This is a genomic window from Megasphaera paucivorans, assembly GCF_900103535.1.
GTDB classification, from domain to species: domain Bacteria; phylum Bacillota; class Negativicutes; order Veillonellales; family Megasphaeraceae; genus Megasphaera_A; species Megasphaera_A paucivorans.
This window is the reverse complement of record NZ_FNHQ01000014.1, coordinates 1-20,182: the sequence shown is the minus strand read 5'-3', so window position 1 is coordinate 20,182 and position 20,182 is coordinate 1. Positions and strand designations below refer to the sequence as shown.

Sequence of the window (20,182 nt, the reverse complement as noted above, 5' to 3'; positions counted from 1 at the left end):
CGCACTGTCAAGACAGATTACTGATTCTTATGCAGCATAATATCCAATATCTGTTTATCTGTTTCCTGCATTCCCTTTGTAGCCAAGACCCCGATATTTCGCAGGGACTCATCAACAGTATCTGACACCAGTCCTTCATTTCCACTCACCCGCTTGCCATCAAGGGCCAACATAACAGAACGAAATGCGGAGCCGGAAGCGGAACCAACCTTCATGGCACAGCTGTTCGCCGCCCCATCACAAACCATTCCCGTAACATCCCCGGTCATAGAAGATAAAGCCCGTGCAGCGGTATCATAATCGCCTGTCATAAGCAGCGCCATGCCGGCAGCTCCCCCCATACTGGAGGTCAATCCACAGCAAAGTGCCGACAATTTAGGTAGAAATCCATGGATATAAATAGCCGTCATATGAGAAAAGGCTAATGCCCGTATCAGCTTTTCTTCCTCTGCCCCTAAATGCCGGGCTACGACAGTAACCGGAACCGTCGCACAAATTCCCTGATTACCGGAACCGGAGTTAGACATAGCCGCATACGGGGCTCCGCCCATACGAGCATCCGCCGCGGCGGTCGTCCGCATTACCACTTGGTTGAAAAGATCGGTTCCAATTAAATTTTTATCAATTTTATCGGCCATGGCATGCCCCATGCCAAGCCCATACTCACCGCTTAAACCGATTTCAGACAATGCATCGTTGAGCGTTGCTGCTTCCTTAATGAAGGAAAGCATCGGTAAAGGTGCCTTAACAGCAAATTCATATATATCATAAAAAGTCAATGAGCGAAGAAATTTGACATCCGGATCGATTTCCGCTGTTTCGTTCTGTGGCAAAGAAAATACTATTTCTTCATCCTTTTTAATAAAAATAATATGTGTGTGGCTGTCGGCAATGCAAACTTGTACACAATGTCCCTGTCCATACACATTGGCTTCTGAATACAAAACCTGCGGTACGTCTTTGACAGCCACTGTCGCCAACCCGCTGTCCACCATATTCTTAGCCTCGGTTACTTTATCTTCATGCAGGTTTCCCAGCACCTGCAGCCCGCCTTCCGCATCCCCATCCAGCGCACCGATAGCAGCTGCCATCTGCAGTCCCGGTCTGCCCGTCCCCGGAACAGTCACACCCATGCCATTTTTCATTAAATTCGCCGATACATACGCCTCTACCCGTTCTGCCGGATAGCCAAGATGCTTAGCCGCCACCGCTGCCGCATAGGCTAATGATATCGGCTCCGTACACCCGGTTGCCGGCATAACATTTTTTTTCATGATTTCTATCATTGTTTCCCATTTCATTGTCTGTGTCAATTCTATTCGCTCCTCCTCAAAAAACGCACCCTATACTGCAAGTTATTATCCACGTTAAATATATAACGCAGCTTCTGCTCTGTCAACAGGTTCCACAACAGCAGCATAAAAGAAACTATGTCAATTTGTTAATCAAAATTCCCCTTATGCTTACCTATCGGATATATCCGCAATACAAAACTCTCCCCCTGCCAGCGCATGAGGAGAGAGTTTTTTTAGATCAACACAGCACAGCGAATCGCCCTATCAATGGCTATATGTCAAAATTCGAATATCGTCACGAAGTCTTTTGCGCAAAACGGAAGGCATTCTATCTTTGTTAGGACAGGGAAATCCAATAGGGGAACCTTGGGTTATGCAAGAAGATAAAACAATGGTATCACAGCCGTTTTTAACCATATTTTCAGCCCGGGTAATTGCTTTTTTGCCAGGACATCCCCCACAAGTATTTATATTCATCAGTTCAATCTCTTCCTGGATATCTTGAAACGCTCCCATATGCTCTTTTATCGCTTTCAAGCAAAGAGTCGTCCCACACATATCCTCTGTCTGCAAACATCTGATCAAGCCTATTTTCATCTTACCATCTCCCTCTATCACCATATACCTCTGCCATATCACATCATGTTACAGTAAAAAATTGAATAAATAGCCTGTAAAGATAATACCCATTCCAACGACGCCGAAGAAGATAACCAGCAGACGCGGTTTGAGTACCTGTTTTAGAAGAATCGCTTCCGGAAGACTTAACGCGGTCACTGCCATCATGAACGAAAGCGCCGTTCCCATGGAAACACCGGTTCTAGTCAACTCACCGACTAGCGGAATAACACCCGCCGCATTGGAGTACAGCGGTATTCCGATCAATACAGCAATGGGAACAGCAAAGGGGTTGTCTTTTCCTGCATACTGCGCCAAGGTTCCCGCCGGAATCCAGCCATGGATAAAACCGCCGATAGCAATGCCGAGGAGAACATAGATCCATATGCGTTTAATTAAATCACGAGTAAAAATCCACGCATCATATAGTCTATTTTTCATACGCGGTTCAACAATTTCCATGCTAGGTATATTTTGCATTTCATAAACATACGCTTCTACAAATTTTTCCATTTTCATTCTGCCGATAATCATTCCCCCTATCATAGCAATAATTTCTCCGGATAAAATATAAATCAACATAATTTTCCAGCCAAACAAACCGTATAAAAGACCTACGGCGATTTCATTTACCATAGGTGCCGCAATCAAAAATGAAAAAGTCACACCCAAGGGAATTCCGGCTTCTACAAATCCGATAAAAAGGGGAACTGCAGAGCAAGAACAAAACGGAGTTACGATTCCCAGCAGAGCCGCCAAGACATGTCCGACTACTTGATTTCCTTTTGTATGGGAAAGAATCTTTTTTGTTTTTTCCGGAGGAAAATAGCTGCGAATAAACGTAATGGCATAAATAATAATTATCAAAAGTATCAATATTTTGACTGTATCAAAAATAAAGAAATTAATAGCACTGCCCAGTTTGCTCTCCGGCAAAAAACCCAGCGCCGTATAGGTTAAAAAATCAGCAATTACCTGCAGCCAATCAAACATAGTGCACCTCCTTCTTGCTCATTATGATGAAAATCATTGTTCTTCGGTAATATATCGCTTAATTTCTTCTACCGTGCATACCTTCCCCGCCATTTTCACCTTTTCCTTGATTACAATAGCCGGAGTCCGCATGACACCGTATTTCATGATTTCGCGGATATCCTGTACTTTAATAATCGTACTATCGACTTGTAATTCACAAACCGCTTTTTGTGCATTTTCTTCGAGTTTTTTGCAATTAGCACACCCGGAACCTAATATTTTAATTTCCATCATGACTGCCCTCCCTTCTCTACTATAAATAAGTTTTTTTAAACTAAAAAAATAAAAACAGAATCTTACATATTTTTTCGCTGCAGCCATGCATTCAAATGCTGTATATCTTTTTGATATATTTCTATACTTCTCAAATTATCATACACTAGACGATCCAGAAATTTCAGCCGTTCATCCCGCAATATTGAATAATATGCCCATTGTGCCTGCTTACGGTCAGCTGCTAATCCCGCATTCTTAAGATAGCAAAGATGCCGGGATGCTTTAGTCTGCGTAATCTGTAACGTTTCCATAACATCACATACACACAGTTCCCGTTCATATAATAGATTTAAAATTCGTAACCGAGTTTCATCAGATAATGCCTTTAATACATTAACTATTGTCTGCATCTATGAATCCTCCCTCCTTGCGTATAATCAAATAACCGTATAACCGTATACTCGGTTATACGGTTATTATATACTATCAAATGAACAGTTGCAAGCCTGTATCGCCTACCATTTCAGTATGGGGAAAACCATTATATACGTTAGTATGAAAACATGATTGATGAGCCTTAACCAGCTGATTAATCAGTTAAATCGCTCCCTCGATAGCTTCTACCTCCTTATGCCAAATAGTATTATACTATCCGTCTCGTTCTTCAAATCCAGCAAAATTTGTGCTATTCTCTTTTAAGCTCTCGATTACTAAACCATATTGTCGAGAATGTCCTACAATTTCAAAACATACAACCTCCTATAAAAACAATTCCCATGCATATCTTGCCGCATAAAAAGTGGTCATGTTATATCGGTAAATACCCGTTAAACATATACACCATACGTACATGTTTAATATGTAACAGCTTTTATATAACGCAAAAAATCCTTGTTTTTCCACAAGGATTTTTGAATTCTAACCCACTTATTCCTATTATTTAAGAACTTAATTGTAACCAAAAAGCAAGCGCCATCATAGCCACGATATATAACAAGAAAAATAAAAATTGTGTTCTCATCTTTATCCACTCCCTATTGGATCTAGCATCCCAACAAATAAAAAATTATTTACGCTCTAAGTGTATCCCAAAAAAAATTAAGATAGTGTAAAAAAGATGAGCACCGATATGAAATTTGTATAAAAAATACTTCAGTCGTATGAATAGGAAACACTCCTACATATCTTCGACGAATAACCGGGAGTACCCTCTTTCCTTTAGTTAATTAAACGAAAAATAGAGTACAATTAAGTTCGCAAAAGTAAAAAAAGGAAAAAGCCATCAAAACTCCGAAAAGGTAAGTAGCGAGCAAACCAATAAGGAGTGAACAAATGATGACTTACCTAAATTCTACCGTATCTTTTGAAAAAATGCTAATGAAATTTATATCAGAGGAAGATCCGATGCAATCCATGCTCAAATGGCTCTGTGAACGTCTAATGGAAGCTGAAGTAGAAAGTAAGCTTTGTGCCGAGAAATCAGAACGGAACAAGGAACGCCAGGGATATGGGCTGCCACATATATCTATCCAATCATTCCGGAAAATGGCCGTGACATATGTTCTTCCATCTGTAAATCTTAAAGAAGCATCAGAATTTGCCCGACACTCTAATATTCAAATAACAGCAAAAGCCTATTCAGAAGTTCTTTCCAGCAGAAGAGAAATACCGACTATGTTACTAAACAATATTGTTGATGATGCTATTCAATCTCAAGGAATAAAAATAAACATCCCAACAAAAAACGATAAAATAATTCCAATAAACGCCCCTGTTGCAGAAAAAAAGTCCCAAAAACAAGCCCCAAAAGCTAAATAATGAAAAAAATATGGGTTCTCGATTATCTCGAGAACCCAGTAATTGTCTTTGGCGGAAAGGGTGGGATTCGAACCCACGGAGCTTTAGAGGCTCGACGGTTTTCAAGACCGCTTCCTTCAACCACTCGGACACCTTTCCATACCGGATAATATTATACCAAACATAAGTGATTTGCGTCAAGAAAATATCTTGCGTTTCATTCAAATAAATCTTTTTTCTTTGAAAAGTGAGGCGAATCTCCCCATTTTTCAAACCCAACCGTATCTCCTACGGATGCAACACGTCCTTCCAAACAGTGTCGGCATTGTTCCGGACTGTCTTCGACACAAGGTTTATTATCATAAAGCAGATATTGTGAACGAAATTTCGGCAGCGTAACGATTGGCATCAAAACATTGGCTCCCGCTTTCAGTCCCAATTCTCTTCCCAAGGGGTGCAATGCCTGCAATGCCGTAGTCGCGGCAATATTCACGTCACGGAGAAACAGCCGGGTTACAGCAATCATGTTTAATCCCAGGGTCAGACGGCGTGATTTACACTGCGGTGAATCACCGCCTGCAGTAAGGACATGTTTTCCGACAGGGGTATTATGGTGGACCACATAGGGACCCATTCCAATCATATCGATATCCATATCTCGATAAAAAAGAATATCGTCCGCTAAGTCCTCTATGGTTTGTCCCGGCAAGCCGATCATATCTCCTGTCCCTACTTGATAGCCTATGCGGTGCAAGGATTCAAGACAGCTCTTGCGTACAGCCCATTCATGATGACCATCCTGCGGATGGAGCTGTTTATATAGCTCCGGATTGCTGGACTCAATACGCAATAGATAGCGGTGTGCTCCGGCTTCAAACCAACGGCGATAGGTATCCTCTTTTTGTTCTCCCACACATAAGGTTATCCCGAGTTCACCATGGCTCATTGTTTTAATGTCCCGCACGAGTTGCTCGATATACGCAGCAAAATCCGCATCTTGTCGTTCACCCGATTGTAAGGTCAAGGATCCATATCGATTTTCATAGGCCCATTGCGCCATGGCTAAAATATCTTCCCGTTCTGTATCAAATCGTTCCACTTCGTGGTTGTCTCTCCGGATACCGCAATAACAGCAGTTCTTAATGCAGCGGTTGGAAAATTCGATGAGACCTCGATAATAAACGACACGTCCCACACAGTCAGCTTTCACGGCGTAAGCTGCCTCATAAAGCTGCTGCAGTTGTTCGGTATCCGTCAAACGTAGCAGCTCTATCAAATCATTACGAGTCATATGCTGTTTTTTCAATAATTGTGAAAAACCATTCATCTTATATCTCCCACTATAGATACCTTATTTTTCGTAATTATCGACATGTAATTTTTCAAACACCAAAAAAGCTAAGCTCAGAATCATAGCTACAACCGTAGCCAGTCCCATTCCTTTTAGTTGTACCGGCCCCAAAATAATGGTAGCTCCGCTTAATCCGGAAACCATCGTTACCGCCGTAAGAATAAGGTTCTTAGAACGTGTATAATCTACCTTTTTTTCAATAAGCATACGAATGCCGGAACTGGCAATAAAGCCAAACAGCAAAATGCATACTCCCCCCATTACAGGTGTCGGAATCCCATGAATCAAGGCAGCAATTTTTCCAACAAACGAAAAGATAATAGCAAATATCGCAGCACCGGCAATAACCCAGACACTATACACGCCTGTAATTGCCATAACTCCCATATTTTCACCATATGTCGTATTCGGAGTCGATCCAACAAGTCCGGAAATAACGTTAGACAATCCATCGGCAAATAGCGAACGATGCAGTCCCGGATCTTTAATGAGGTCACGTCCTACAATATCACTTGTCACAAACAAATGCCCCAAATGTTCCGCAAAAACCACAAACAATGCCGGCATAATCATCATGATCGCACTGAGGTTAAACTTCGGTGCATAAAAAGTTGGCGCTGACAGCCATGCTGCTTCTCGGACCGGAGTAAAGTCGACTACACCCATAAAGAAAGAAAGAACGTACCCTGCCACAACGCCGATCAATATAGGAATAATACCGACAAATCCTCGTCCCAATACGGTCGCCAAAATAGTAACAATGAGAGTAAACATAGAAATGATCATAGCTGTTTCATTTGTCATTCCTTGTGTTTCACCCAAAAATCCGGACATGGTCATCGCCAAGGGTGCTAATTCCAGTCCGATTATAGCGACAATAGCTCCCATTGCCGCCGGAGGAAATAATACATCGATCCAGTGCGTTCCCACTTTATCTACTACCAGTGCTAAGATCATGAAGGAAAACCCGAAAACAATAAATCCCCCTTGTGCATCTCCGTACGTCATTCCCGGGGTAGCACAAACAGCAAGAACGGGAGAAATAAACGCAAAACTGGAACCCAGGTAAGCAGGCAGCCGTCCTTTACACAAGTATAAATACAAAAGAGTTCCAATCCCATTCATAAATAAAGCAATGGCCGGATCTACATGAAGTAGAAAAGGAACCAGGACCGTAGATCCAAACATAGCAAATAAATGCTGTAAACTTAACGGAATGGTCGGTAATATCGGCAACCGTTCATCAACCTGAATAATTCTTCTCATTATAATTATATCCTCCTCAGCAAATCAGTTAATGTAAAGGAAACTGGCTTTTTGTTTCCTCCTTCATAGACGGCAGCGTTGTTACGCGTGCCGACATTTGTGCCTCTCGAGCCGCCTCATTCAAATTTTTCTTGGCAATATTCAACAGCAGCGCCGCCGCCGCCATATTGACAATAAGGGAGGTCCCGCCGTAACTGATAAAAGGCAGCGGCACCCCCACAACGGGCAGCAATCCACTTACCATTCCTATATTGATAAATCCTTGTCCGCCTATATATAATGTACTTCCTAATGCCAAAAGCATTCCGTATTTGTCCAGCGCATGCAGCGCACACATGCAGCCGCAATATACAATAACTGCAAATAAAGACAGCATAACGATGGAACCGATAAGGCCCCATTCCTGGGCAAAAATGGCAAAAGCAAAATCGGTATGCGCTTCCGGCAAGTAACTAAACTTACTAACGCCCGTACCAACTCCTTGACCGGTAATACCGCCGGAGCCAATTGCAATCAGTCCCTGCACCGTCTGATACCCCAGCGTCTTTTCATAAGACCACGGATCAATCCATGAAATAAGCCGGTTGCGTCTATACACTGCACTCAGTGTATAAATCAAACCCATGCTGACAGCAACCAAAATCGGCAGTTTTGCTCTGGATATATGCGCTCCGCTGGCAATAACCATAATAACAGGAATCAGCAATATCACAATAGCCGTCCCTGCATCCGGCTGTTTGGCCACTAGAATGGCCAATACCAAGGGAATCCAAAGTGCTCGTTCCGGTTTCAGCTTCCAGCGCTTCCAAGCAGGCGCCTTTTTCTTATGACTCATGGCATGTACTAATTCTACAGGTTTATCTTTATCCAACAACTGTGAAAGTATCGTGGCTGTATAAATAACGCCTACCAACTTAGCTAATTCGGACGGCTGAAAGGTAAAAAAGCCAATCCCCAGCCACCGCCTGGCTCCATTGATATGAATACCGGCAATAAAAACAAGCACAAGCAGCGTTACCGTTATAAAACAGATAATTCCCAGATGCCGGCGCCAAAAAGTATAGTCCACGCGATACACGAATAAAGCCGGTATCACTCCGATAAAAAGAATAATAACCTGTCGAATCAAATGATAGTAGGTGTTTCCAATCATACGATCCCCAACAAACGTCGAGCTGAATACGTTGACCAAACCAAGAACAATAAGCACGGAAAACGCAACAATCAGTCCATAATACACACGACGCATTTTTCTAGTTTGGCGATCCATCTCCCGTCACCTCCACAGGGCATGCAGCCACACAATGAAAGATGGGTTGTCCCTTGGCGCTGAATTTGGCTTCATATTCAGTCATTGCCTCATTTTGGATATCGCTATGATGTAAATCATAGGTAACTTCAGACAAATCCCATTGCCGTTCTTTACATTCTTCTAATGTAAATTCAAACAGACCTGCATTATCTGATTTAAAATATATTTTCCCTTCATGCGATAATATAGCGGCATATCGATCGAGAAAATTACGATAAGTTAATCGTCTTTTGGCATGCTTCGCTTTGGGCCAAGGATCACAAAAATTAATAAAAAACCGATCAACCTCACCCAAATCAAATATTTCCGGTAAATTTCCTACATCAAATCTAAGCAGCTGTACGTTTTTTAATTGTGCCTCCGCTGTCTTTTTCGCTGCATAATATAACACGCCTATTTGAATTTCAATACCGATAAAATTAATCTCCGGATGCAGCAGTGCCATTTGGGAAATAAAATTGCCCTTACCGGTTCCTAGTTCTACCCATAGCGGAGCCTGCGGATCAGGAAATAACGACCGCCATTTTCCTTTCCATTGTTCACAATGCACTAAACGAACAAAGGATCCATACTCTTTGATGGCCTCATCAATCCATGGTTTTCTACGTAAACGCATCCTTTACTCTCCTTATTTTCATACATATTTATTTGCAAAAATAGGCTGATTCGACGGGAATCAGCCCAAAGCTCAAATGCCTATTTTATTATATAAACTTAGCGTCCCAGTGTCAAACATTTTTACCAGTTGTATCGCCCGGCAGAATATCTAAAATATGTTCCACCGAATCGACGATATAATCAGCTCCCTCCGATTCAAACATCGTCCGTGCCTCGCGTCCTTCCAATCCTGTAAGCGTGCCGATCATGACGGCACCCATCGCTTTAGCGCACCACACATCAGAAAGAGAGTCACCCACAACATAATACGTCCCGTTTTTAAATGCCTCCGGATTTTCTGTATATGCACGGTAGTTAGATGGTTCTTTGCCAAATGCCCCTAAATAATAAGCAAACGGATTGGGTTTGCCGAGCGGCATATGCAGCATTTCTTCCGCAGCCGCCACATCCGTATCTGTAGAAATATAAAACGGATCAAACTCAGAAAGCCAGCCGTAGGTCTCAAAGGGGACCTGCATTTCTATTTGTGATCGACCGCTGGCAATGGCAATTTCATATCCTCGGCGTTTTAATTCCTGAAATACATAGCGAATTCCCGCTATCGTTCCAAGCGGTTCTTCTTTATGAAGAAACCCTTCTTTTCCCTTGGCATATGACGTCTCCCCATATATTTTTTCATAAAGGGAATCCCCAAAATACCAATGTTGAAAAGACCGCTGATGCAGCTGCCAAAGCGGTCCGCCCAGCGGGGCCCATTCTCTTACAGCAGCTCCTACTGTTTCTGCCATGGCTTGACTCAAGGAGGCAAATACCGCTTCTTTATCTGCTGTCGGAGGCACCACCGCCAGTAGCCGCTGTTCTACGTCATCGGCTGTGGGAATCACATATGGCCTCAGCATCGTCCCTAATTTCTGTACATCTTCTACCGTATGCAGAGACAATGCACATACCTTGCCATGTTCCCGGATATATTGCTCTAACAGCAGCCATATAGTAGTCACTATATGAGCATGTACCATATCCCAATTGCTATTAATCCCATGACTTTTCAGCCATGACAATATCTCATCATTTTTCCAAAACCGCGCCCGCAACGTCGTGATTTGTTCTTCCGTCACGTCGGCAGTTACTTGTTCCTCATCTAAATGCATATACTGAGGACTGTGATACCATTCCCATACAACCAAAGCCGAGACATCGAAATAACGTTTTTCACTGAGCAGTACGCCATCTATATCAAATATTACTTTTTTCACAGTATGTCTCCTTAAAAAGTCTTATCCTGATGTCCTATTTCCTTTTTATTTCCTTCGATGTGAGATCTTGCTTCCAGCACCGCCATAACATCATTGACAGTAACTCCTGCATTTTCCCACAATACGGATAAATGATACAGTAAATCAGCCGATTCCTTGCATACTTCTTCACGCAAATGATCTCCATTTTCGGATATATCTGTCACAACGTGATCGGCATTTTTTGCGGCAATAATAACTTCCGCTGCTTCTTCGCCGATTTTTTTACAGATTTTATCAATACCCGCACTAAACAAATACGCCGTATACGACTTTTCTGTAGGATGAATTTTCTTCTCCCTGATTTCTTTTTGTAAATCACTTAATATAGCCACAGACCCGGTATATGGCTTCGCTGCAAACTCCTGCAGCCGGCGAAAAAAACAGGATATATTGCCCGTGTGACAGGCCGCTCCCGTCTGATCGACCTGCAGGAGCAGTGTATCTGCATCACAGTCGACCGCGATGGCCGCAACCCGTTGTACATGTCCCGAGGTTTCTCCTTTGTGCCACAAGCATTGCCGACTGCGGCTATAAAACCATGTTTCTTCTGTTTCTATCGTTTTACGCAATGATTCTTCATTCATATAGGCAACCATGAGGACCTTTCCACTGCTTTTTTCCTGAACAACAGCCGGAATCAGGCCTTGTCCGTCATATTGTATATGGCTTAGATTTACCGTGTACATCATGCCTCCACCTCTCTCATGGGGATTCCTTTTTCCTGCAGGTACATTTTTAAATCAGGAATGTCGATTTGTCCAAAATGAAATACTGATGCCGCCAGTGCCGCATCAACGCCTACATCAAATACATCTTTAAAATCTTTCATGGTTCCGGCTCCGCCCGATGCAATAATCGGTACCGGAAGTTCTATCGCCAGACGCCGGTTTAATTCTAAGTCAAACCCCTTTTTTTCTCCGTCTGCATCAATAGAATTGATACAGATTTCTCCAGCTCCCAAGGCAACTCCCTGTTTAGCCCAAGCAATCGCATCAATCTCGGTATTTTTGCGGCCGCCTTCAACATAGACATCCCAACTGCCCCGATTATTACGTTTTGCATCAATAGATAAAACGACACATTGATTGCCAAACCGAGCTGCTGCTTCCCGAATAAGTTCCGGCCGGAGGACTGCCGCGGAATTAACGGATACTTTATCCGCACCTGCCAGCAATACCTGCCGAAAATCTTCTATGGTACGGATCCCGCCTCCTATAGTAAAAGGAATATTTATTTCTTCGGCAACCGCTTTTACAACATCAATAAAAATACCTCGTTGTTCGTGGGTTGCTGTAATATCATAAAACACCAATTCATCCGCCATTTGATCCGAATAAAATTTCCCTAATTTAACCGGATCATCTACATCTTGTATGTGTTTGAATTGTTTGCCTTTCACTACCCGGCCGTTGCATACATCCAGACAAGGAACGATTCGCTTTGCTAACATAATGCATCCCCCTTATAAATTTATATTGTTAGGATTCTGTTTTTAATCTTCCTGCGACAGTTTCCGTATTTCTTCCATCGTAACTTTCCCTTCATATAAGGCTTTCCCCGTAATCGCTCCATATACGTTCAATTTCTGCAATGCTTTTAAATCCGATATACCGCTTACACCGCCTGATGCTATCAGCCGGATATCAGGTAATGACTGCAGTTTTTCCATCATTTCCATATTCGGTCCGGAGAGCATTCCGTCCCGGCTGATATCGGTATAAACAATTGTACGAATGCCAATAGATAATAGGAATTTTACAAACGGGACAACGGCTTTATCGCTGTTGTCCACCCAGCCGCGCGTTGCTACTACATCGCCCTTAGCATCAACAGATACCGCTAATCTATGTCCGTATAAGCCAGCCATTTCTGTAATAAATACAGCATCCTCCACCGCTTTTGACCCAATGATGACCCGGCTGACCCCATTTTCAAGATACGTTTTTATTGCTTTTTCACTTCGTATTCCCCCTCCTACTTCAACGGGAATAGGAACTGCCCGGCAAATGCGTCCAATACTATCAACATTGCTGAGACTGCCGGAAAATGCACCATCCAAGTCAACGATATGAAGATATTCAGCGCCCTCACCTGCCCATTTTTTAGCTGCTTCTACGGGATCCTTAAAGTACGTCGTACTGTCTTCTTTAATGCCCTGCCGGAGTCGTACAGCATGTCCGTTTTGTATGTCAATTGCTGGTAATACAATCATATATTATCCTTTCTTGAGGTGCTTCAAAATATTTTTTAAAAGCTGTGCCCCAACAGCGCCGCTTTTCTCTGGATGAAACTGCATTCCCAAAACATTATCCTTACCGCAAATTGCCGGAACTGCCTGTCCATAACAAGCCGTTGCAATAACATCCAATGAATCCACGGGAGATTTATAATACGAATGAACAAAATAAGCATAGGGATGTGCTGCTAATCCTTCCTGCAGCCAATGAGATTGACAAAATTCCAACTCATTCCACCCCATATGGGGAACTTTAAGCTGTGTATGAAAAGGAACTATTTCACCTGGCAAAAAACCAAGTCCTTTATACACACCGCCTTCATAATCTGTTTCAAATAAAGCCTGCATACCCAAACAAACACCTAAAAAAAACTTTCCCGCCTTTACCTGTTCTTCCAATAGCGGAATGAGATCAAATTTCTCCAAATTTCCCATCGCATCGCGGATCGCACCGACACCGGGAAGTTCGATTAATTCGGCATTGCGGATAACCTCCGGATCGCGGGTGATTTTCGGATCCTCCCCCAGTCTTCGCCACGCATGATATACATTGGCCAAGTTACCCACTTCATAATCAATAACAGCAATTCTCATAATTTACAGCACCCCTTTTGTCGAAAGAATATTGCTGTCCTCCCCTTCGATATAGACAGCTCGTTTAAGCGCATGCCCCAATGCTTTAAATACGGATTCCACGATATGATGTGCATTGGTTCCATAAAGAGTTGTTACATGAAGATTCATGCGTCCGTGAACAGCCACAGCATATAAAAACTCCCGCAGCATTTCTGTTTCAAATGTCCCGATACGTTCTGCCGGTATTGCTACATCATATACTAAATAAGGACGGCCGCTCAGATCAATGACACAACGAGTCAATGCTTCATCCATCGGGCAGTAAAACATACCGTACCGGGTAATTCCCGCCTTATCGCCCAGTGCCTTGTACAGGGCTTGCCCCAAAACAATGCCCAGGTCTTCGATCGTATGATGTGTATCGACTTCCAAATCGCCATGAACATGGATAGAAATATCCATCCCGCTGTGACAAGCTAATAAATCAAGCATATGATCAAAGAACCCAATGCCCGTAGAACCTGCAAAAGATCCAATTCCATCTAATTCTATCGACATGGCAATTTGCGTTTCCGCTGTATTCCGTTCGATTTCAGCAGTCCTCATGGCTGGCCTCCTTTTGAAATACTTTCAGAATTTTATTTGCTACATACTCTGTTGTTGCTGTAATACGCAGACAATTCGCCAAATCCGCACGATTTCCATAAGAACGAACGCAAATATCGGCTTCGCTAAGCGTTTTCACATACCGAGGTCCATCATAAGTCCGTACTAAAATAAAATTGGCCGCACTAGGAAAAACTTCTACTCCCTTTATTGTTCTCAACCGCTCTATCAAATAGTCTCTCACCGCAATAGTTGGCGGAACATTGTGTTTTAAAATTTCTTCACTATGTTCCAAGGCCACTACTCCCATAAGTTGTGTAAAACTATTTAGATTGTACGATGGTTTTGTAAGGGATACGGCATTGATAATATCGGCATTAGCCACACAATAGCCCAAACGAAAACCGGCAAGACCAAAAGCCTTAGATAACGTACGAATAACAATAAGATTATCATGAGAATGGAGACGGGATATCATGCTTTCCTGTCCAGAAAATTCCATGTATGCTTCATCTACGACTACAATGCCGGGTGATGCTTGGATCATTTTTTCTATCAAGGAAACCGGCCATATATCCCCTGTCGGATTATTCGGATTACAAATAAAAGTAACCTTAGGCTGCCATTTGCGGATAGCCTCCAGAAAGGTTTCTCCCTCACGTTTAAAATCTTCGGAATCAGGTACTTTAACAATCCGGGCTCCCAACACTTGTCCGTCAATTTCATATACATCAAAGGTGGGTACATGTACCAGTATCGTATCTCCCTCATCAATAAACGTATTAAGAATCAGCTGAATCATTTCATCCCCGCCGTTACCTGCCAATATTTCATTATATTCAGCAGAAACATATCGGCCTAACGCCTTGCGGAGAGTGTTTGCAAACGGATCCGGATAATGATACGAAGGAAGTTTGGCCAAACGAGTTAAAAAATCTTTTTTTACATCAGGAAAATTAAAAATGTCATAGGGGCTTTCGTTTGCATTAATCACTATATGTTCCTTGATTTCCGGAACTTTATACGGAGTAAAACTGCGAATTGTCTTGCGGAGCCATTCCTGTTTCATTTCATTCTCCTCCTAACGGCCATTCCATGGGCCTGCAGGCCTTCAACATCAGCAAATTGAGCAACTTTATCTGCGATCTGTACAAAAGCCTGCTGATTATATTCCAACACACTGCTGCGTTTGACAAAATCATACACTCCCAGCGGTGAAGAAAATGCTGCCGTTCCCATAGTCGGAAGTGTATGATTGGGACCTGCAAAATAATCACCGACAGGTTCGGGCGTATACGCTCCGATAAAAATAGCGCCGGCGTTAATAATATGCTCCACATAAGATTCCGGTTCGGCAAAATCAATTTCCAAATGTTCCGGTGCAATAAGATTCATTATGTCAATCGCCTGTTTCCGATCTTTAGTAATAAAAATTTTGCCATAATTTTTAATAGAATCAGCAATAATATCTTTTCTGGGAAGTTCTTCCATTTGTCTTTCTATCTCTGCTTCTACAGCCCCGGCCAACGCTGCATTTGGCGTTACTAAAAATACGGCTGCCCGGCGGTCATGTTCTGCTTGAGCCAGCAAATCAGCGGCAATCCAAGCAGGATTCGATGTTTCATCGGCCAAAATCCCTACTTCACTGGGGCCTGCAATCATATCAATCCCTACCGTGCCGAAAACAAGTTGTTTCGCCATGGCTACGTAAGCGTTACCGGGTCCTACTATTTTAAATACAGGAGAAACAGTTTCTGTCCCATAAGCAGCCGCGGCAATTCCTTGTGCACCGCCTATTTTATATATTTCCGTCGCTCCGGCAATACGTGCTGCCGCCAGAATATACGGATTAACCTTGCCATCTTTTCCCGGGGGAGTAAATACCGCAATAGAAGGTACGCCTGCTACATGTGCCGGAATCGTATCCATCAATACGGTAGAAGGATACGCCGCTGTTCCTCCCGGCACATACACACCAACACGTTGAATAGGGGTGTATTTCGCACCAAGACGAACGCCGTCCCGAAAGGTATCTATCCACGTTTCTTGTTTTTGCCGTTCATGATATTGCTGGATATTGTCACGCGCTTCTTCAAGAATTTTTATAAAATTTTCCCCTACATAGGTAACTGCTTCATCTATTTCATCTGCACTAACCAAAAAATTTTCTACCCATATCCCATCAAATTTTTGGGTCATTTCTCTAACTGCTGCGTCCCCCTGCTCTTGAACCGCGGCAATAATATTTTCTACTTGTTCACGAATCCCTGCGGTTTCCGCTTGATCTCTTTTGGTAATCCGGCGGATATCACGCAGCTTCAATCCTTCATCGGGCACTTCAATCCATTCCACACTATATTCCCCCTATGCTTCTGCATTATTACGTTTGATGACATGAATAAGTTGCTGTATTTCATCTATTTTCAGTTTAAAAGACACCGTATTGCAAATCATCCGAGCACTGAAATCCATAAAATACTGCAATACGTCCAATCCGTTAGCACGTAACGTATTGCCTGTTTCTACAATATCTACGATTACATCCGATAATCCCACGATCGGAGCCAGTTCCACCGACCCGTTCAGTTTAATAATATCCACACTATGGTGATTATTTTCAAAATATTGCCGGGCTATGCGGGGATATTTTGTACCCACCGTAATTCGTTTCGTCATATCTACCTTTTTTCCGGCAATGCCGGCCACAGCCATACGACAGCAGCCAATTCCCAAATCCAATATTTCGTATACATCGGCACCCGAACATTCTTCAATAAGAACATCTTCACCGACAACGCCAATATCTGCCGCCCCCCGTTCCACATATACAGCAACATCCGGGGATTTTACCAACGTTACTTTTATCGTTAGCCCTACATCTTCGAAGATAAGCTTTCGGCTATCTTCCGAATACGTTGGAAATTCATAACCGCTTTTTTGGAGATAGGTCATGACTGTCTTAGCAATGCGCCCCTTGGCAAGCGCCATATGGATAGACATATTAAAGCCTCCTCATTTGTTCTTCTAATTCCTGAGCAGTTAATTGCTTTGTCTCCTGGTAATATATCCCGTTTTCATATACGGCATGAATGCTGTAATCCCGACTATCAATAAAAGTAGAACAAGGATACGCTGCCACACGAAAACCGTGCCGCCGCCAAATCATCAAATCACGAATCAGTGATTGATCGCTCTCAGAATAAGAAATGGCCAATTGAAAAGACGGTTCCGTACCTTCTAATAAGCCGGCATCACTCATAAATTCATATAACAAATTGATATTCATTCCAAAACCGCAGGCTGGCCGATCAACGCCAAATTGTGCGGATAATGTATCATAACGTCCGCCGTCAATGACATCATATAACGCGCCATCTACATATACTTTAAATACCATATCAGTATAGTAACCCAACTGACTGGCAAAACCAAAATCGAGCTGCACTTTATCCGCATATCCGGCATATAAAATGTAATCGTAGGTCTTTTCCAGTCGCTTCAATGCCTGTTGCATTTCTTTATTAATACAATATTCATATGCCTTACTTAACGTAACTGCATACGATCCGAAAAGCATGGGAATGGCTTTGAGTGCCTGATATGCTACTCCTTCCAGCGATAAAGAATCAAGATATTTAGTATACGCTACCAAATTTCGTTCCGCCATGTATTTACGCAGGTGTTTTTTTTGTTCCTCAGCCAGCGATAGTCCGGCAAAAAGAGCATCTGTATAGGCAACGGTTCCTATATCAATACGTATATGCTTAACAGATAAGGCATCCAGTATTTCTGCCGCCATGACAATAACTTCGCCATCACACTCCGGACTTGCATCTCCCAGTATTTCAATACCGCCTTGTAAAAAATCTTTTCCGTAAGTGCTGCGACCGTAATATTCACGAAAAACGGTACTCACATACCCAAATTTAAGCAGCTGGTCTGCCCGCGGAAATTCACGTGCCGCAGTCTCAACAAGAGGTAAGGTCACATCGGGACGAAGGACTAGTACCCGGCCATCCGTATCTATCGTTTTTACCATTTCCTGCCGCAGCTGCGGAAAAAAATGGCGATATACATCATAATCTTCAAAGCTTGGAGTCTCAATAATTTTGCATCCATGATTCATAATAACCGAAGTTAATTTGCTTTGGATGCGATCATAATTGCGCATTTCATCATGATGCAGCATCTTGACTCCGTCTAAAGTATTATTCACTTGCATGCACCTCCTTCATCCTTTTCTTTATCGTATTATCTCATCACCTTGCTAAAGCATAAAAGTAATGTTGATATGAATTGTACCATAAAGTTATCCACTTGAAAATACCTTTATTACTTTTTTTATATATTTTTTGTATCTGCATCGGCGGTAAAAATAATTTTTTTCACCGCTTTTTCAAATTTAGGACGCGGAAGCATTACTCGATGTCCGCAACCGCGGCACCGAATGACAAAATCCACTCCTACACGCATGACTTCCCATTCATTAGAACCACAGGGATGCGTTTTTTTCATTTGTACAATATCTCCTACATGATAACGAACAAAACCTATCATTATTATGCCTCCTCTTTTTTCTCTTTACTTAGGGAATTCTCTTCTTCTATCGTCTTTGTCATCTGCGTTTCAATAACAAAACGGGCCATAGCGATATGCGCTGCCGCAAGGCGTTTTGCCGCCTCATACCGATATGCCGTACATACACCATATGCATCACTGCGGCGGGCCGGTATACTGACTTCATAGATAAACGAATTTCCCTCCATTTGGACCAATCCGCCAACACTTGCACCTTCTTCATGTACATCCGACCGCTGCGAAACAACGCCCAGCGCTTCCTGCAGCACAGACAAGACAACATCGGGATCTGCACTTTGGCTAACTCCGATACGAATGGTTGCGACGTACATTCCTTTAGTATAGTTACTGACAATGTCAATCAATCCATTGGGAATCGTATGAATAACTTTGTCGGGAGAACAAATCTTAGTCGTCCGCAGATTCACATCGATAACCGTACCGCTATATCCTTTTACCGTAACAAAATCTCCAATGGAATATTGACCTTCCAATATAATAAAAAAACCAGCAACAAAATCCTTAACCAAGCTTTGTGCCCCAACGCCTATAGCCAGACCGATAATGCTGGCACCAGCCAACAGAGAGGTTGTATCGACACGGAGCTCATTCAAAATCATAATAACGACCAAGAAACAAAAAATGACAAAAATAACGCTGTGTACCAAAGAATGAAGCGTCGTTGATCTTCTTTCCTGTTCTTTAGATAATTTAACAAACCGTATATCAAATAATCGTTCAATAAGACGTTGAATAATAATATATGCAATATAGGATACCACAAGCAGTAATATAATACGTACGCCCTTTTCCAAAAGGGTAAGCGCAATATCTCTTGTTAAGGAATCTGTGAAAAGACTGTCCATAAAAAGCTCCTTTATAGTATAATATGTATTAAAATTTTAGTAATTTTCTCTATTTCTTACTATCTATGTTCATATTACAGCAAAGATATAGGTTCTGCAAGTAATACCGCTTGTATAAATTTTTACGTGCACAAGAGTATCCCTACAACATATATCGCGGCTTAGTGTAAAATAGTTCTCGGTAAGATATTGCAAAAAAAAGAAAAGACCTAGATAATAGATATATTGCCTAGCCAGCAAAATATATCACAACCGAAGGTCTTCTCATGGAATATATTATAGCAGAAATTATCAAAACAATAAAGGAATCCGATACCGCGATCATACGCGAAACAAAATTATTGCAGCTGTTTATGCGGGTTTTCACAGAGGCACTGGTGTGTGCGTTAGAAACGATGGATACAGAATTGGTGGAACAGTACAAGCACCAAGGGTATCAGATTGAACGACGGGATCGCCGTACGATACAAGGACTATTCGGCACCGTTACCTATCAGCGCCGTCGCATACGGAA

22 protein-coding genes, 1 tRNA gene and 1 pseudogene are annotated in these 20,182 nt (G+C 42.4%); 2 read left to right on the top strand and 22 right to left on the bottom strand.

Annotated elements, in window-relative coordinates; all coding sequences use genetic code 11:
* Nucleotides 1-17: 17 nt before the first annotated feature.
* The 5 genes from BLR11_RS07640 to BLR11_RS07620 form a co-directional block, all read right to left on the bottom strand.
* Nucleotides 18-1,313, bottom strand: coding sequence for an L-cysteine desulfidase family protein (locus BLR11_RS07640; RefSeq protein ID WP_342707192.1), 1,296 nt, complete (start codon nucleotides 1,311-1,313; stop codon nucleotides 18-20).
* Between the two features lie 246 nt (nucleotides 1,314-1,559).
* Entirely contained in the window at nucleotides 1,560-1,892 is a 333-nt protein-coding gene (locus tag BLR11_RS07635; RefSeq protein ID WP_091650263.1) for a CGGC domain-containing protein, read from the bottom strand.
* Between the two features lie 48 nt (nucleotides 1,893-1,940).
* A complete protein-coding gene (locus BLR11_RS07630) occupies nucleotides 1,941-2,906 on the bottom strand; it encodes a permease (protein ID WP_091650262.1) in 966 nt (321 codons plus the stop codon).
* Between the two features lie 33 nt (nucleotides 2,907-2,939).
* On the bottom strand, nucleotides 2,940-3,182 hold the full coding sequence (locus BLR11_RS07625) for a thioredoxin family protein (protein ID WP_218118747.1): 243 nt from the start codon (nucleotides 3,180-3,182) through the stop codon (nucleotides 2,940-2,942).
* 62 nt (nucleotides 3,183-3,244) lie between these two features.
* Entirely contained in the window at nucleotides 3,245-3,574 is a 330-nt protein-coding gene (locus BLR11_RS07620) for an ArsR/SmtB family transcription factor (protein ID WP_091650259.1), read from the bottom strand.
* A gap of 925 nt (nucleotides 3,575-4,499) precedes the next feature.
* On the opposite strand from BLR11_RS07620, the pseudogene BLR11_RS13960 reads away from it, so the two are divergent.
* Nucleotides 4,500-4,673: pseudogene (locus BLR11_RS13960) on the top strand (IS256 family transposase); the annotation flags it as partial.
* A 358-nt stretch (nucleotides 4,674-5,031) separates the two neighbouring features.
* Here BLR11_RS13960 and BLR11_RS07610 read toward each other — a convergent pair.
* The 17 genes from BLR11_RS07610 to BLR11_RS07530 form a co-directional block, all read right to left on the bottom strand.
* Nucleotides 5,032-5,120: transfer RNA gene (locus BLR11_RS07610), tRNA-Ser, on the bottom strand.
* A gap of 58 nt (nucleotides 5,121-5,178) precedes the next feature.
* Nucleotides 5,179-6,288 carry a [FeFe] hydrogenase H-cluster radical SAM maturase HydE gene (gene hydE / locus BLR11_RS07605; RefSeq protein WP_091650254.1) on the bottom strand — a complete coding sequence of 370 codons (1,110 nt, stop codon included), beginning with the start codon at nucleotides 6,286-6,288 and terminating at the stop codon, nucleotides 5,179-5,181.
* 24 nt (nucleotides 6,289-6,312) lie between these two features.
* On the bottom strand, nucleotides 6,313-7,578 hold the full coding sequence (gene uraA, locus BLR11_RS07600) for a uracil permease (protein ID WP_091650252.1): 1,266 nt from the start codon (nucleotides 7,576-7,578) through the stop codon (nucleotides 6,313-6,315).
* Nucleotides 7,579-7,606: 28 nt separating this feature from the next.
* Nucleotides 7,607-8,848 (bottom strand): FtsW/RodA/SpoVE family cell cycle protein, encoded by a 1,242-nt coding sequence (locus BLR11_RS07595; protein WP_091650248.1) that lies wholly within the window; start codon nucleotides 8,846-8,848, stop codon nucleotides 7,607-7,609.
* A complete protein-coding gene (gene trmB / locus BLR11_RS07590) occupies nucleotides 8,832-9,506 on the bottom strand; it encodes a tRNA (guanosine(46)-N7)-methyltransferase TrmB (protein WP_091650244.1) in 675 nt (224 codons plus the stop codon). The genes BLR11_RS07595 and trmB overlap by 17 nt, the downstream gene beginning before the upstream one ends.
* A gap of 112 nt (nucleotides 9,507-9,618) precedes the next feature.
* Nucleotides 9,619-10,764: an HAD family hydrolase gene (locus BLR11_RS07585; protein WP_245675117.1), complete on the bottom strand. Its 1,146-nt coding sequence runs from the start codon at nucleotides 10,762-10,764 to the stop codon at nucleotides 9,619-9,621.
* 11 nt (nucleotides 10,765-10,775) lie between these two features.
* Nucleotides 10,776-11,495 (bottom strand): bifunctional phosphoribosyl-AMP cyclohydrolase/phosphoribosyl-ATP diphosphatase HisIE, encoded by a 720-nt coding sequence (gene hisIE, locus BLR11_RS07580; protein ID WP_281240848.1) that lies wholly within the window; start codon nucleotides 11,493-11,495, stop codon nucleotides 10,776-10,778.
* A complete protein-coding gene (gene hisF / locus BLR11_RS07575) occupies nucleotides 11,492-12,256 on the bottom strand; it encodes an imidazole glycerol phosphate synthase subunit HisF (RefSeq protein WP_091650239.1) in 765 nt (254 codons plus the stop codon). The genes hisIE and hisF overlap by 4 nt, the downstream gene beginning before the upstream one ends.
* Nucleotides 12,257-12,298: 42 nt before the next feature.
* Nucleotides 12,299-13,018, bottom strand: a complete 720-nt coding sequence (hisA, locus tag BLR11_RS07570) for a 1-(5-phosphoribosyl)-5-[(5-phosphoribosylamino)methylideneamino]imidazole-4-carboxamide isomerase (RefSeq protein WP_091650236.1) — start codon at nucleotides 13,016-13,018, stop codon at nucleotides 12,299-12,301.
* A gap of 3 nt (nucleotides 13,019-13,021) precedes the next feature.
* Nucleotides 13,022-13,636 (bottom strand): imidazole glycerol phosphate synthase subunit HisH, encoded by a 615-nt coding sequence (gene hisH / locus BLR11_RS07565; protein WP_091650234.1) that lies wholly within the window; start codon nucleotides 13,634-13,636, stop codon nucleotides 13,022-13,024.
* A gap of 3 nt (nucleotides 13,637-13,639) precedes the next feature.
* Complete coding sequence (hisB, locus tag BLR11_RS07560; protein ID WP_091650231.1) at nucleotides 13,640-14,224, bottom strand: imidazoleglycerol-phosphate dehydratase HisB; 585 nt, start codon at nucleotides 14,222-14,224, stop codon at nucleotides 13,640-13,642.
* The gene (gene hisC, locus BLR11_RS07555) at nucleotides 14,211-15,293 is read right to left on the bottom strand and encodes a histidinol-phosphate transaminase (RefSeq protein WP_091650228.1); all 1,083 of its coding nucleotides are present in this window, start codon (nucleotides 15,291-15,293) and stop codon (nucleotides 14,211-14,213) included. The genes hisB and hisC overlap by 14 nt, the downstream gene beginning before the upstream one ends.
* Nucleotides 15,290-16,576: a histidinol dehydrogenase gene (hisD, locus tag BLR11_RS07550; protein WP_091650225.1), complete on the bottom strand. Its 1,287-nt coding sequence runs from the start codon at nucleotides 16,574-16,576 to the stop codon at nucleotides 15,290-15,292. Before hisD ends, hisC begins: the two co-directional genes overlap by 4 nt.
* Nucleotides 16,577-16,588: 12 nt before the next feature.
* Nucleotides 16,589-17,224: an ATP phosphoribosyltransferase gene (hisG, locus tag BLR11_RS07545; protein WP_091650222.1), complete on the bottom strand. Its 636-nt coding sequence runs from the start codon at nucleotides 17,222-17,224 to the stop codon at nucleotides 16,589-16,591.
* Nucleotide 17,225: 1 nt separating this feature from the next.
* Entirely contained in the window at nucleotides 17,226-18,440 is a 1,215-nt protein-coding gene (locus tag BLR11_RS07540; RefSeq protein ID WP_245675116.1) for an ATP phosphoribosyltransferase regulatory subunit, read from the bottom strand.
* A 125-nt stretch (nucleotides 18,441-18,565) separates the two neighbouring features.
* On the bottom strand, nucleotides 18,566-18,781 hold the full coding sequence (locus BLR11_RS07535) for a DUF951 domain-containing protein (protein ID WP_091650218.1): 216 nt from the start codon (nucleotides 18,779-18,781) through the stop codon (nucleotides 18,566-18,568).
* Nucleotides 18,782-18,783: 2 nt separating this feature from the next.
* Nucleotides 18,784-19,668: a mechanosensitive ion channel family protein gene (locus BLR11_RS07530; protein WP_091650215.1), complete on the bottom strand. Its 885-nt coding sequence runs from the start codon at nucleotides 19,666-19,668 to the stop codon at nucleotides 18,784-18,786.
* Nucleotides 19,669-19,934: 266 nt separating this feature from the next.
* On the opposite strand from BLR11_RS07530, the gene BLR11_RS07525 reads away from it, so the two are divergent.
* The coding region (locus tag BLR11_RS07525; RefSeq protein ID WP_176762909.1) for a UPF0236 family transposase-like protein at nucleotides 19,935-20,182 on the top strand (248 nt) is incomplete at its 3' end.